The 13,915-nt window shown below is 53.8% G+C and carries 8 protein-coding genes and 4 pseudogenes; all 12 read left to right on the top strand.

The annotated features are described in order from the left end of the window. The first annotated feature begins 240 nt into the window (after positions 1–240). The 12 genes and pseudogenes from hyfA (at position 241) to focB (ending at position 13,898) form a co-directional block, all read left to right on the top strand. Positions 241–858: a hydrogenase 4 subunit HyfA gene (gene hyfA / locus ABZJ92_RS00115; RefSeq protein WP_005047210.1), complete on the top strand. Its 618-nt coding sequence runs from the start codon at positions 241–243 to the stop codon at positions 856–858. Beyond that, positions 858–2,875: pseudogene (hyfB, locus tag ABZJ92_RS00110) on the top strand (hydrogenase 4 subunit B). Before hyfA ends, hyfB begins: the two are co-directional and overlap by 1 nt. A gap of 10 nt (positions 2,876–2,885) precedes the next feature. Beyond that, entirely contained in the window at positions 2,886–3,833 is a 948-nt protein-coding gene (hyfC, locus tag ABZJ92_RS00105; protein ID WP_001459972.1) for a hydrogenase 4 subunit HyfC, read from the top strand. A gap of 16 nt (positions 3,834–3,849) precedes the next feature. Next, complete coding sequence (gene hyfD, locus ABZJ92_RS00100; RefSeq protein ID WP_000429124.1) at positions 3,850–5,289, top strand: hydrogenase 4 subunit HyfD; 1,440 nt, start codon at positions 3,850–3,852, stop codon at positions 5,287–5,289. A gap of 11 nt (positions 5,290–5,300) precedes the next feature. Beyond that, a complete protein-coding gene (hyfE, locus tag ABZJ92_RS00095) occupies positions 5,301–5,951 on the top strand; it encodes a hydrogenase 4 membrane subunit (protein ID WP_000147998.1) in 651 nt (216 codons plus the stop codon). 4 nt (positions 5,952–5,955) lie between these two features. Next, positions 5,956–7,542, top strand: a complete 1,587-nt coding sequence (gene hyfF, locus ABZJ92_RS00090; RefSeq protein WP_000122555.1) for a hydrogenase 4 subunit F — start codon at positions 5,956–5,958, stop codon at positions 7,540–7,542. Further along, positions 7,532–9,246 (top strand): annotated as a pseudogene (hyfG, locus tag ABZJ92_RS00085) (hydrogenase 4 catalytic subunit HyfG). The gene hyfF and the pseudogene hyfG overlap by 11 nt, the downstream one beginning before the upstream one ends. 9 nt (positions 9,247–9,255) lie before the next feature. Continuing rightward, positions 9,256–9,801, top strand: a complete 546-nt coding sequence (hyfH, locus tag ABZJ92_RS00080; RefSeq protein ID WP_000916053.1) for a hydrogenase 4 subunit H — start codon at positions 9,256–9,258, stop codon at positions 9,799–9,801. Further along, positions 9,798–10,556: a hydrogenase 4 catalytic subunit HyfI gene (hyfI, locus tag ABZJ92_RS00075; protein WP_000075574.1), complete on the top strand. Its 759-nt coding sequence runs from the start codon at positions 9,798–9,800 to the stop codon at positions 10,554–10,556. The genes hyfH and hyfI overlap by 4 nt, the downstream gene beginning before the upstream one ends. Next, positions 10,549–10,962, top strand: a complete 414-nt coding sequence (hyfJ, locus tag ABZJ92_RS00070; RefSeq protein ID WP_000133937.1) for a hydrogenase 4 assembly chaperone HyfJ — start codon at positions 10,549–10,551, stop codon at positions 10,960–10,962. The genes hyfI and hyfJ overlap by 8 nt, the downstream gene beginning before the upstream one ends. 29 nt (positions 10,963–10,991) lie before the next feature. Further along, positions 10,992–13,004 (top strand): annotated as a pseudogene (hyfR, locus tag ABZJ92_RS00065) (DNA-binding transcriptional regulator HyfR). A 21-nt stretch (positions 13,005–13,025) separates the two neighbouring features. Further along, positions 13,026–13,898: pseudogene (focB, locus tag ABZJ92_RS00060) on the top strand (formate transporter FocB). Positions 13,899–13,915 lie beyond the last annotated feature (17 nt).

Raw genomic sequence — 13,915 nt, 5'->3', positions numbered from 1 at the left:
ATTCCGTGCTGGCTGCGCTTGCGGCCAGCATACCTCACTTCTCGTGATCAAGATCACATTCTCGCTTTCCCCTGCGACACGGGTGTCGAATCCATTTTTTGCTGAACGTTAATGACCATCATTTTTGTACCGTTCAGAATCCAGTTAATACATAACTTATTGAATAGATTGAGTTAATCAGAATGGCATCCTTTATACAATATGAAATGCAATGTTTCATATCATTTTCAAGGAGCCGACATGAACCGCTTTGTGGTGGCCGAACCACTGTGGTGTACAGGATGTAATACCTGTCTCGCTGCCTGTTCGGACGTGCATAAAACGCAAGGTTTACAGCAACACCCGCGCCTGGCCCTGGCGAAGACGTCAACAATCACTGCCCCTGTCGTGTGTCATCACTGTGAGGAAGCCCCTTGCCTGCAGGTCTGCCCGGTCAATGCCATCTCTCAGAGGGATGATGCGATCCAACTCAACGAAAGCCTCTGTATTGGCTGCAAGCTTTGCGCCGTGGTCTGCCCATTTGGCGCAATCAGCGCTTCAGGAAGCCGTCCGGTGAATGCCCATGCGCAATATGTTTTTCAGGCTGAAGGCTCACTCAAAGACGGCGAAGAAAACGTGCCGCCCCAACATGCGTTGCTGCGCTGGGAACCGGGTGTCCAGACCGTCGCGGTGAAATGCGACCTGTGTGATTTCTTGCCAGAAGGTCCGGCCTGCGTTCGCGCTTGCCCGAATCAGGCGTTACGGCTGATCACCGACGATAGCCTGCAACGTCAGATGAAAGAAAAACAGCGCCTTGCCGCAAGCTGGTTTGCCAATGGCGGGGAGTCTCCCCTTTCCCTCACTCAGGAGCAACACTAATGGATGCCCTGCAATTATTAACCTGGTCGCTGATCCTCTATCTGTTTGCCAGTCTGGCTTCGCTGTTTTTACTCGGTCTGGACAGACTGGCTATTAAGCTTTCCGGCATCACATCGCTGGTGGGCGGCGTGATTGGCATCATCAGCGGAATTACGCAATTACATGCTGGTGTAACTTTAGTCGCCCATTTTGCCACCCCTTTTGACTTTGCCGATTTAACCCTGCGAATGGATAGCCTCTCGGCATTTATGGTGCTAGTTATCTCCTTGCTGGTGGTGGTTTGTTCGCTCTATTCATTGACTTATATGCGCGAATACGAGGGCAAAGGCGCGGCGGCGATGGGCTTCTTTATGAATCTTTTCATCGCATCGATGGTTGCCCTGCTGGTGATGGACAACGCTTTTTGGTTCATCGTGCTGTTTGAAATGATGTCGCTGTCTTCCTGGTTTCTGGTCATTGCCAGGCAGGATAAAACGTCGATCAACGCTGGCATGCTCTACTTTTTTATCGCCCACGCCGGATCGGTGCTGATTATGATCGCCTTCTTGCTGATGGGGCGCGAAAGCGGCAGCCTCGATTTTGCCAGTTTCGCACGCTTTCACTTTCTCCGGGGCTGGCGTCGGCGGTGTTTCTGCTGGCCTTTTTCGGTTTTGGCGCGAAAGCCGGGATGATGCCGTTGCACAGCTGGTTGCCGCGCGCTCACCCTGCCGCACCATCGCACGCTTCGGCGTTGATGTCTGGCGTAATGGTCAAAATCGGTATTTTCGGCATCCTGAAAGTAGCGATGGATCTGCTGGCGCAAACGGGTTTGCCTCTGTGGTGGGGCATTCTGGTGATGGCGATCGGCGCAATCTCCGCGCTCCTGGGCGTGCTATATGCGCTGGCGGAACAGGATATCAAACGGCTGCTGGCCTGGAGTACCGTCGAAAACGTCGGCATTATTTTGCTGGCAGTCGGTGTGGCGATGGACGGTCTGTCACTGCACGACCCGCTGCTCACCGTGGTTGGACTGCTCGGCGCACTGTTTCATCTGCTCAACCATGCGCTGTTCAAAGGGCTGCTATTTCTCGGCGCGGACGCGATTATTTCGCGTTTGCATACCCACGACATGGAAAAAATGGGGGCACTGGCGAAACGGATGCCGTGGACAGCCGCAGCATGCCTGATTGGTTGCCTCGCGATATCAGCCATTCCTCCGCTGAATGGTTTTATCAGCGAATGGTACACCTGGCAGTCGCTGTTCTCACTAAGTCGTGTGGAAGCCGTAGCGCTACAACTTGCGGGTCCTATTGCTATGGTAATGCTGGCAGTCACTGGTGGGCTGGCAGTAATGTGCTTCGTCAAAATGTACGGTATTACTTTCTGTGGTGCGCCGCGCAGTACACACGCTGAAGAGGCACAGGAAGTGCCAAATACGATGATCGTCGCCATGCTACTGCTCGCGGCACTCTGCGTATTAATTGCGCTTAGTGCCAGTTGGCTGGCACCGAAGATAATGCATATTGCCCATGCGTTTACCAATACCCCTCCCGTCACTGTCGCCAGCGGAATAGCACTTGTACCCGGCACGTTTCATACACGGGTCACTCCTTCATTACTGTTGCTGTTACTACTGGCGATGCCTTTGCTGCCAGGCCTTTACTGGCTGTGGTGTCGTTCGCGCCGCGCAGCGTTTCGTCGCACAGGAGATGCCTGGGCATGCGGCTACGGCTGGGAAAACGCGATGGCTCCGTCAGGCAATGGCGTGATGCAGCCGCTGCGTGTGGTCTTCTCTGCGTTATTTCGTCTACGACAACAGCTCGACCCTACGCTGAGGCTAAATAAAGGTCTTGCGCACGTCACCGCCAGGGCTCAGAGCACAGAACCCTTCTGGGATGAGCGGGTGATCCGCCCCATCGTGAGCGCCACCCAACGGCTGGTCAAAGAAATACAGCATCTGCAAAGCGGCGACTTTCGTCTCTATTGCCTGTATGTGGTCGCCGCACTGGTTGTGCTGCTAATCGCTATTGCCGTCTAAGGAAATCACCATGAGACAAACTCTTTGCGACGGATATCTGGTCATTTTTGCGTTAGCACAGGCCGTGATTCTGCTGATGCTAACCCCACTTTTTACGGGTATTTCCCGGCAGATACGCGCGCGTATGCACTCCCGCCGCGGGCCGGGGATCTGGCAGGATTATCGCGATATCCACAAACTGTTTAAACGCCAGGAAGTTGCGCCGACATCTTCAGGTCTGATGTTCCGCCTGATGCCGTGGGTATTAATCAGCAGCATGCTGGTGCTGGCGATGGCCTTACCACTATTTATTACCGTTTCCCCTTTTGCGGGCGGCGGCGATCTGATCACCCTTATCTATCTTCTTGCCCTGTTTCGTTTTTTCTTTGCTCTTTCCGGGCTGGATACCGGAAGTCCGTTTGCGGGAGTCGGTGCCAGTCGCGAGTTGACGCTCGGCATTCTGGTCGAACCAATGCTTATTCTCTCACTGCTGGTATTGGCGCTGATAGCAGGTTCCACGCATATCGAGATGATCAGCAATACGCTGGCTATGGGCTGGAACTCGCCGCTAACCACCGTACTGGCGTTACTGGCCTGTGGTTTTGCCTGCTTCATTGAGATGGGAAAAATTCCCTTTGATGTTGCTGAAGCAGAACAGGAATTACAGGAAGGCCCGCTGACCGAATATTCCGGTGCCGGGCTGGCGCTAGCGAAATGGGGGCTGGGGCTGAAACAGGTCGTGATGGCAGCACTGTTTGTGGCCCTGTTTCTGCCCTTTGGGCGCGCGCAAGAACTTTCTCTCGCCTGCCTGCTGACTTCACTTGTCGTTACGCTGCTCAAGGTTTTGCTGATTTTTGTACTGGCCTCAATCGCAGAAAACACGCTGGCACGCGGGCGTTTTTTACTCATTCACCATGTGACCTGGCTTGGCTTCAGCCTTGCTGCGCTTGCATGGGTCTTTTGGTTAACCGGTCTGTAAGGAGCACTGACGGAATATGGAAAATCTTGCTCTGACGACGTTAATGCTGCCTTTTATCGGCGCACTGGTCGTTTCGTTTTCGCCACAACGTCGGGCCGCCGAATGGGGGGTTTTGTTCGCCGCGCTGACCACGCTGTGCATGTTGTCGCTGATCTCCGCGTTTTATCAGGCCGATAAAGTTGCCGTCACGTTGACGTTGGTCAACGTGGGGGATGTGGCATTATTTGGCCTGGTCATTGATCGCGTGAGTACGCTGATTCTGTTTGTGGTGGTGTTTCTCGGTTTGCTGGTCACGATCTACTCCACGGGTTATCTGACGGATAAAAATCGCGAACACCCGCATAACGGCACGAATCGTTATTACGCATTTTTGCTGGTGTTTATCGGCGCGATGGCGGGACTGGTACTCTCCTCGACGCTGCTCGGTCAGTTGTTGTTTTTTGAAATTACGGGCGGCTGCTCCTGGGCGTTGATCAGTTATTACCAGAGCGATAAAGCGCAGCGTTCAGCACTAAAAGCGTTGCTTATCACCCATATCGGTTCGTTGGGGTTGTATCTTGCCGCCGCCACGCTGTTTTTGCAGACCGGAACGTTTGTGCTTAGCGCGATGAGCGAGTTACATGGCGACGCACGTTATCTGGTTTATGGCGGCATCCTGTTTGCCGCGTGGGGGAAATCGGCCCAGCTACCGATGCAAGCGTGGCTACCGGACGCAATGGAAGCGCCAACACCGATCAGCGCCTATCTCCACGCCGCATCGATGGTGAAAGTGGGCGTTTACATTTTTGCCCGCGCCATTATCGACGGCGGCAATATCCCGCATGTGATTGGCGGCGTTGGCATGGTCATGACACTGGTCACCATTCTTTATGGCTTTCTGATGTATTTGCCACAGCAGGATATGAAGCGGTTGCTGGCCTGGTCGACCATCACTCAACTTGGCTGGATGTTCTTCGGCTTGTCGCTCTCCATCTTCGGCTCGCGGCTGGCGCTGGAGGGTAGCATCGCCTACATCGTCAACCACGCGTTCGCTAAAAGCCTGTTTTTCCTTGTAGCAGGTGCGCTGAGTTACAGCTGCGGCACGCGCTTGTTGCCGCGTCTGCGTGGCGTATTGCACACCCTGCCGTTGCCAGGCGTGGGTTTCTGCGTGGCAGCGCTGGCAATTACCGGTGTGCCGCCGTTCAACGGCTTCTTCAGTAAATTCCCGCTGTTTGCCGCCGGTTTTGCGTTGTCAGTGGAGTACTGGATCCTGCTGCCCGCCATGATTCTGCTGATGATTGAATCGGTCGCCAGTTTCGCCTGGTTTATTCGCTGGTTTGGTCGCGTCGTGCCGGGCAAACCGAGCGAGGCCGTCGCCGATGCCGCACCGCTGCCAGGGTCAATGCGCCTGGTGTTGATTGTACTGATTGTGATGTCGCTGATTTCCAGCGTAATCGCCGCGACCTGGTTGCAGTAAGGAGATGATGAATGACCGGTTCTATGATCGTAAATAATCTGGCGGGACTGATGATGCTGACATCGCTGTTTGTGATTAGCGTCAAAAGCTATCGCCTGTCATGCGGATTTTACGCCTGCCAGTCGCTGGTGCTGGTGTCTATTTTCGCCACTCTCTCGTGCCTGTTCGCCACAGAGCAACTGCTGATCTGGTCCGCCAGCGCCTTTATCACCAAAGTGCTGCTGGTACCGTTAATCATGACTTACGCTGCACGAAATATTCCCCAGAACATCCCGGAAAAAGCGTTATTCGGTCCGGCAATGATGGCACTGCTCGCGGCGTTAATTGTCCTGCTTTGCGCATTTGTCGTTCAGCCCGTGAAGCTACCGATGGCTACCGGGCTGAAACCGGCGCTGGCGGTAGCGTTAGGTCATTTTCTGCTTGGCCTGCTGTGCATTGTCAGCCAACGCAATATCCTGCGGCAAATTTTTGGTTACTGCCTGATGGAAAACGGCTCCCATCTGGTGCTGGCGCTTCTTGCCTGGCGAGCACCGGAACTGGTGGAAATAGGTATCGCTACCGACGCCATCTTCGCCGTCATTGTGATGGTGTTACTGGCAAGAAAAATATGGCGTACCCACGGCACGCTGGACGTGAACAACTTGACCGCGCTGAAGGGATAATGAGATGAGTTATTCTGTGATGTTCGCTTTACTCCTGCTCACGCCGCTGCTTTTTTCGCTGCTCTGTTTTGCCTGCCGGAAACGGGGGCTCTCTGCGACTTGTACGGTGACTGTATTACATAGCTTAGGGATCACACTGCTGCTGATTCTAGCACTCTGGGTGGTCCAAACTGCCGCTGATGCAGGAGAAATATTCGCTGCGGGACTGTGGCTTCATATTGATGGTCTGGGCGGTTTGTTCCTCGCCATTCTTGGTGTGATTGGCTTTCTCACCGGTGTTTACTCGATTGGCTACATGCGTCATGAAGTGGCACACGGCGAGCTTTCACCCGTTACACTGTGCGATTACTACGGTTTCTTCCATCTGTTTTTGTTCACCATGCTGCTGGTTGTTACCAGCAATAACCTGATTGTGATGTGGGCGGCGATCGAAGCCACCACCTTAAGCTCGGCGTTTCTGGTAGGCATTTACGGTCAGCGTTCATCGCTGGAATCAGCATGGAAGTACATCATTATTTGTACTGTTGGTGTCGCTTTTGGTCTGTTCGGTACCGTGCTGGTATACGCCAACGCCGCCAGCGTTATGCCGCAGGCAGAAATGGCGATATTCTGGAGCGAGGTTCTTAAGCAATCGTCCTTGCTTGACCCAACATTAATGCTGTTGGCCTTTGTGTTTGTGCTAATTGGCTTTGGTACCAAAACCGGGCTATTTCCCATGCACGCCTGGCTGCCGGATGCTCACAGTGAAGCGCCGAGTCCGGTCAGCGCCCTGCTCTCCGCCGTATTGCTGAACTGCGCGCTGTTGGTGCTGATTCGCTATTACATCATTATTTGCCAGGCCATCGGCAGCGATTTCCCCAACCGGTTGTTGCTCATCTTCGGCATGTTGTCGGTTGCCGTGGCGGCATTTTTCATTCTGGTACAGCGGGACATTAAGCGTCTGCTGGCGTACTCCAGCGTGGAGAACATGGGGCTGGTCGCGGTGGCGCTAGGCATTGGCGGGCCGCTGGGAATTTTTGCCGCGCTGCTGCACACCTTAAACCACAGTCTGGCAAAAACGCTGCTGTTCTGCGGTTCCGGCAATGTACTGCTCAAGTACGGCACGCGCGATCTCAACGTCGTCTGTGGGATGCTCAAAATCATGCCATTTACCGCCGTGCTGTTTGGCGGCGGTGCGCTGGCGCTGGCGCTGGCAGGGATGCCGCCCTTCAACATTTTTCTTAGCGAATTTATGACCGTTACCGCAGGACTGGCACGTAATCACCTGCTGATTATCGTCCTGCTGTTATTGCTGTTAACGCTGGTGCTGGCGGGCCTGGTACGGATGGCTGCGCGGGTGTTAATGGCGAAACCGCCGCAGGCCGTTAACCGGGGTGATCTCGGCTGGTTGACCACCTCGCCAATGGTGATTCTGCTGGTCATGATGCTGGCGATGGGAACGCATATTCCACAACCTGTCATCAGGATCCTGGCGGGCGCTTCCACTATAGTCCTCTCAGGGACGCACGACCTGCCTGCACAACGTAGCACCTGGCATGATTTTTTGCCTTCAGGCACCGCATCTGTTTCGGAGAAACACAGTGAACGTTAATTCATCGTCAAATCGTGGCGAAGCGATTCTCGCCGCCCTGAAAACGCAGTTCCCCGGCGCGGTGCTGGATGAAGAGCGACAAACGCCTGAACAGGTCACCATTACGGTGAAAATCAATCTGCTGCCTGACGTTGTACATTATCTTTATTATCAACATGATGGCTGGCTTCCAGTCCTGTTTGGCAACGACGAGCGGACACTTAACGGTCATTACGCGGTTTATTATGCCCTTTCAATGGAAGGGGCCGAAAAATGCTGGATCGTGGTGAAGGCACTGGTCGATGCCGACAGTCGGGAGTTTCCGTCAGTCACACCGCGCGTCCCTGCCGCGGTCTGGGGCGAGCGAGAAATTCGCGATATGTACGGGCTGATTCCGGTTGGCCTGCCGGATCAGCGTCGCCTGGTGTTGCCCGATGACTGGCCGGAAGATATGCATCCGCTGCGCAAAGATGCGATGGATTATCGACTGCGCCCTGAACCGACGACAGATTCCGAAACGTATGCGTTTATCAATGAGGGCAACAGCGATGCGCGGGTGATCCCTGTCGGCCCGCTGCATATCACCTCCTATGAACCGGGTCACTTCCGCTTGTTTGTGGATGGCGAGCAAATTGTCGATGCTGATTACCGCCTGTTTTATGTCCATCGCGGCATGGAGAAACTGGCAGAAACGCGGATGGGCTACAACGAAGTGACCTTCTTATCGGACCGCGTGTGTGGGATTTGCGGTTTTGCCCACAGTGTGGCCTATACCAACTCGGTTGAAAATGCACTGGGGATTGAGGTGCCGCAACGAGCACATACTATTCGCTCGATTCTGCTGGAAGTCGAGCGGCTACACAGTCATTTGCTCAACCTTGGCCTCTCCTGCCATTTTGTTGGTTTTGATACCGGCTTTATGCAATTTTTCCGCGTGCGGGAAAAGTCGATGACGATGGCGGAATTGCTGACCGGGTCGCGTAAAACCTACGGTCTGAATCTGATTGGTGGTGTTCGCCGCGATATTCTCAAAGAGCAACGTCTGCAAACGCTGAAACTGGTGCGCGAGATGCGCGCCGACGTGTCGGAGCTGGTAGAGATGCTGCTTGCTACGCCGAATATGGAACAACGCACTCAGGGCATTGGCATTCTCGACCGACAAATCGCCCGTGATTATAGCCCTGTAGGGCCGCTGATCCGCGCAGTGGTTTTGCCCGTGATTTGCGCTTTGATCACCCCTACGCCGACTACGGCAATATTCCAAAAACACTGTTTACCTTTACCGGCGGCGATGTTTTCTCCCGCGTGATGGTCCGTGTCAAAGAGACGTTTGATTCGCTGGCAATGCTGGAATTTGCCCTCGACAACATGCCGGATACCCCACTGCTGACCGAAGGCTTTAGCTATAAACCTCACGCATTCGCGCTGGGCTTTGTTGAAGCGCCACGCGGTGAAGACGTGCACTGGAGCATGCTCGGTGATAACCAAAAATTGTTCCGCTGGCGCTGTCGTGCCGCCACCTACGCCAACTGGCCGGTGTTGCGTTACATGCTGCGCGGCAATACCGTTTCTGACGCACCGCTGATTATCGGTAGCCTTGATCCCTGCTACTCCTGTACCGACCGTGTGACGCTGGTAGATGTGCGCAAGCGCCAGTCAAAAACCGTGCTGTATAAAGAGATCGAACGCTACGGCATTGATCGTAACCGTTCGCCGCTGAAGTAAGGACAGAAGATGCTGAAGTTACTGAAAACTATTATGCGCGCCGGAACCGCGACGGTGAAATATCCCTTCGCGCCACTGGAGGTCAGCCCAGGCTTTCGCGGGAAACCGGACCTGATGCCCAGCCAATGTATTGCCTGCGGTGCCTGCGCCTGTGCTTGTCCGGCAAATGCGCTGACTATCCAGACCGACGACCAGCAAAATTCGCGCACCTGGCAGCTCTATCTGGGGCGTTGTATTTACTGCGGACGTTGTGAAGAAGTGTGCCCGACCAGAGCCATCCAGCTTACCAATAACTTTGAACTGACCGTCACCCATAAAGCCGATCTCTATACCCACGCGACGTTCCATCTACAACGTTGCAGCCGTTGCGAACGCCCGTTTGCCCCGCAAAAAACCGTCGCACTGGCTGCTGAATTGTTGGCACAGCAACAAAATGCTCCACAAAACCGCGAAATGTTATGGGCGCAAGCGAGCGTCTGCCCGGAGTGCAAACAACGCGCAACGCTGATCAACGACGATACAGATGTACCGCTGGTGGCTAAGGAGCAGCTATGAGTCCAGTGCTTACGCAATATGTCAGCCAGCCCATCACGCTGGACGAGCAAACGCAAAAGATGAAGCGGCATTTGCTACAGGATATCCGTCGCTCGGCTTACGTTTATCGCATCGATTGCGGCGGCTGCAACGCCTGTGAAATCGAAATTTTTGCTGCCATCACCCCCGTATTCGACGCAGAACGTTTTGGCATTAAGGTTGTTTCATCACCGCGTCACGCCGATATTTTGTTATTTACTGGCGCAGTCACCCGGGCGATGCGTATGCCTGCACTTCGGGCGTATGAGTCTGCCCCCGATCATAAAATCTGTGTTTCCTACGGCGCGTGCGGTGTCGGCGGCGGTATTTTCCACGATCTCTACAGCGTCTGGGGCGGCAGCGACACCATTGTCCCCATTGATGTTTGGATCCCCGGCTGCCCGCCAACACCGGCCGCCACCATTCACGGTTTCGCCGTGGCGCTCGGTTTGCTGCAACAGAAGATTCACGCGGTGGATTATCGCGATCCCACCGGGGTGACTATGCAACCGTTGTGGCCGCAGATCCCGCCATCACAGCGTATCGCCATTGAGCGAGAAGCGCGGCGGCTGGCGGGCTATCGTCAGGGGCGAGAAATTTGCGATCGGCTCCTGCGCCATTTAAGCGACGATCCTACAGGAAATCGGGTTAACACCTGGTTGCGCGATGCCGACGATCCACGTCTCAATAGTATCGTTCAGCAACTCTTTCGCGTACTCCGGGGGTTACATGACTGAAGAGTGCGGGGAAATTGTTTTCTGGACGCTGCGAAAAAAGTTTGTCGCCAGTAGCGACGAGATGCCGGAACACAGCTCTCAGGTAATGTATTACTCGCTGGCTATCGGTCATCACGTTGGCGTGATTGATTGTCTGAATGTCGCCTTCCGCTGCCCACTGACGGAATACGAAGATTGGCTTGCACTGGTCGAAGAGGAGCAAGCCCGACGTAAGATGCTGGGGGTGATGACTTTTGGTGAGATTGTTATTGACGCCAGCCACACCGCCCTGTTGACCCGGGCATTCGCGCCACTGGCAGATGACGCGACGTCTGTGTGGCAAGCGCGTAGCATTCAATTCATTCATCTGTTGGATGAAATTGTGCTGGAACCGGCTATCTATCTGATGGCCAGAAAAATTGCGTGAGAAGGATTTCTCATTAATAAGGACTGTTGATGGCTATGTCAGACGAAGCGATGTTTGCCCCGCCGCAAGGAATAACAATTGAAGCGGTAAACGGAATGCTCGCGGAGCGGTTAGCGCAGAAACACGGCAAGGCGTCTTTATTACGCGCCTTCATCCCGCTGCCGCCGCCGTTCAGCCCGGTACAACTTATTGAACTGCATGTTCTCAAAAGCAACTTCTATTACCGCTACCATGATGATGGCAGCGATGTGACGGCAACAACAGAGTATCAGGGCGAGATGGTCGATTATTCGCGTTACGCCGTCCTTCTCGGCAGTAGTGGAATGGCGGAGCTACGCTTTATTCGTACCCACGGCAGCCGTTTTACTCCCCAGGATTGCACACTGTTTAACTGGCTGGCACGCATTATCACCCCGGTTCTGCAATCATGGCTCAATGATGAAGCACAGCAGGTGGCGCTGCGTTTGCTGGAGAAAGATCGCGATCATCATCGGGTACTGGTGGATATCACTAATGCAGTGCTGTCACATCTTGATCTCGACGATCTGATCGCTGACGTCGCTCGTGAGATCCATCATTTTTTCGGTCTGGCTTCAGTCAGTATGGTACTGGGCGATCATCGAAAGAACGAGAAGTTCAGCCTGTGGTGCAGCGATCTTTCTGCCTCACATTGTGCGTGTCTGCCACACAATATGCCTGGCGACAGTGTATTGCTGACACAAACGCTACAAACCCGACAACCGACCTTGACGCACCGTGCAGATGATCTGTTTCTCTGGCAACGCGACCCGTTATTACTCTTACTTGCATCTAACGGCTGCGAATCTGCGCTCCTTATACCGCTTACCTTTGGCAACCATACACCGGGTGCATTGTTGCTGGCGCATACCTCTTCCACTCTCTTTAGTGAGGAAAACTGCCAGCTACTACAACACATAGCCGATCGCATCGCTATTGCCGTTGGCAATGCCGATGCCTGCCGTAGAATGACCGATTTGCAGGAAAGTTTGCAGCAAGAAAACCACCAGCTTAGCGAGCAGCTCCTTTCGAATCTGGGCGTCGGTGACATTATCTATCAAAGCCAGGCAATGGAAGACCTGCTCCAGCAGGTAGATATTGTGGCGAAGAGCGACAGTACGGTGTTGATTTGCGGTGAAACCGGAACCGGCAAAGAGGTGATCGCCAGAGCGATCCATCAACTTAGCCCGCGACACGACAAGCCGCTGGTCAAAATCAACTGCGCTGCCATCCCCGCCAGTCTTCTGGAAAGTGAGTTATTCGGTCATGACAAAGGGGCGTTTACTGGTGCGATTAATACCCATCGTGGTCGTTTTGAAATTGCCGATGGCGGCACGTTGTTTCTCGATGAAATTGGCGATCTGCCGTTAGAACTTCAGCCTAAACTGCTGCGCGTATTGCAGGAACGGGAGATTGAGCGTCTCGGCGGGAGTAGAACGATCCCGGTAAATGTCAGAGTCATTGCCGCCACCAACCGTGATTTGTGGCAAATGGTTGAAGATCGCCAGTTTCGCAGCGATCTCTTTTATCGCCTGAATGTCTTCCCACTGGAATTGCCTCCGCTGCGCGACCGTCCGGAAGATATCCCTCTTTTAGCAAAGCATTTCACGCAAAAAATGGCGCGCCATATGAATCGTTCAATTGACGCCATCCCGACCGAGGCGCTACGCCAGTTGATGTCGTGGGACTGGCCGGGCAACGTGCGCGAGCTGGAAAACGTGATTGAGCGAGCGGTACTGCTGACTCGCGGTAACAGTCTGAATTTACATCTTAATGTCCGACAAAGCCGTTTACTGCCGACGCTAAATGAAGATTCAGCGCTTCGCAGTTCAATGGCGTAGTTGCTGCACCCGACGACGCCAGAGAATGACGAAGAAGAACGTCAGCGCATTGTTCAGGTATTGCGAGAAACCAATGGCATTGTTGCCGGGCCCCGTGGCGCGGCGACACGATTAGGGATGAAGCGCACCACGCTGCTGTCACGAATGCAGCGTCTGGGAATCTCGGTTCGCGAGGTGTTGTAATCTGCTTTTGCAGGAGTATGCATGAGAAACAAACTCTCTTTCGACTTGCAGTTGAGCGCCAGAAAAGCGGCAATCGCTGAACGGATTGCCGCCCATAAAATTGCCCGCAGTAAAGTGTCGGTCTTTTTAATGGCGATGTCCGCTGGCGTGTTTATGGCGATGTCCGCTGGCGTGTTTATGGCGATCGGATTTACTTTTTACCTTTCCGTTATCGCCGATGCCCCGTCTTCATAGGCATTAACCCATCTGGTGGGCGGCCTTTGCTTTACACTTGGCTTTATTTTGCTGGCGGTTTGCGGCACCAGCCTGTTCACCTCGTCGGTAATGACGGTAATGGCAAAAAGTCGGGGCGTTATTAGTTGGCGAACTTGGCTGATTAACGCACTTCTGGTGGCCTGCGGTAATCTGGCAGGTATTGCCTGTTTCAGTTTGTTAATCTGGTTTTCCGGGCTGGTGATGAGTGAAAACGCGATGTGGGGAGTCGCGATTTTACACTGCGCCGAGGGCAAAATGCATCATACATTTACTGAATCTGTCAGCCTCGGCATTATGTGCAATCTGATGGTTTGCCTGGCGCTGTGGATGAGTTATTGCGGACGTTCGTTATGCGACAAAATCGTCGCCATGATTTTGTCCATCACCCTGTTTGTCGCCAGTGGCTTTGAGCACTGTATCGCCAATTTGTTTGTGATTCCGTTCGCCATTGCCATTCGCCATTTCGCCCCTACCTCCTTCTGGCAACTGGCGCACAGTAGCGCAGACAATTTTCCGGCACTGACGGTCAGCCATTTTATTACCGCCAATCTGCTCCCGGTGATGCTGGGTAATATTATCGGCGGTGCAGTGCTGGTGAGTATTTGTTATCGGGCTATTTATTTACGTCAGGAATCCTGAAAAATCAGCCCGGCGAA

The organism is Shigella sp. FJ200513, from assembly GCF_040495915.1.
In the GTDB taxonomy this organism is placed as follows: domain Bacteria; phylum Pseudomonadota; class Gammaproteobacteria; order Enterobacterales; family Enterobacteriaceae; genus ECMA0423.
This window is presented reverse-complemented; position numbering and strand designations above follow the sequence as displayed.

What these genes read in the sequence shown, in the direction of transcription:
- hyfC (WP_001459972.1), top strand. Translation starts at nt 2,886, where the DNA reads ATGAGACAAACTCTTTGCGACGGATATCTGGTCATTTTTGCGTTAGCA.
- hyfJ (WP_000133937.1), top strand. Translation starts at nt 10,549, where the DNA reads ATGACTGAAGAGTGCGGGGAAATTGTTTTCTGGACGCTGCGAAAAAAG.
- hyfF (WP_000122555.1), top strand. Translation starts at nt 5,956, where the DNA reads ATGAGTTATTCTGTGATGTTCGCTTTACTCCTGCTCACGCCGCTGCTT.
- hyfD (WP_000429124.1), top strand. Translation starts at nt 3,850, where the DNA reads ATGGAAAATCTTGCTCTGACGACGTTAATGCTGCCTTTTATCGGCGCA.
- hyfH (WP_000916053.1), top strand. Translation starts at nt 9,256, where the DNA reads ATGCTGAAGTTACTGAAAACTATTATGCGCGCCGGAACCGCGACGGTG.
- hyfE (WP_000147998.1), top strand. Translation starts at nt 5,301, where the DNA reads ATGACCGGTTCTATGATCGTAAATAATCTGGCGGGACTGATGATGCTG.
- hyfA (WP_005047210.1), top strand. Translation starts at nt 241, where the DNA reads ATGAACCGCTTTGTGGTGGCCGAACCACTGTGGTGTACAGGATGTAAT.
- hyfI (WP_000075574.1), top strand. Translation starts at nt 9,798, where the DNA reads ATGAGTCCAGTGCTTACGCAATATGTCAGCCAGCCCATCACGCTGGAC.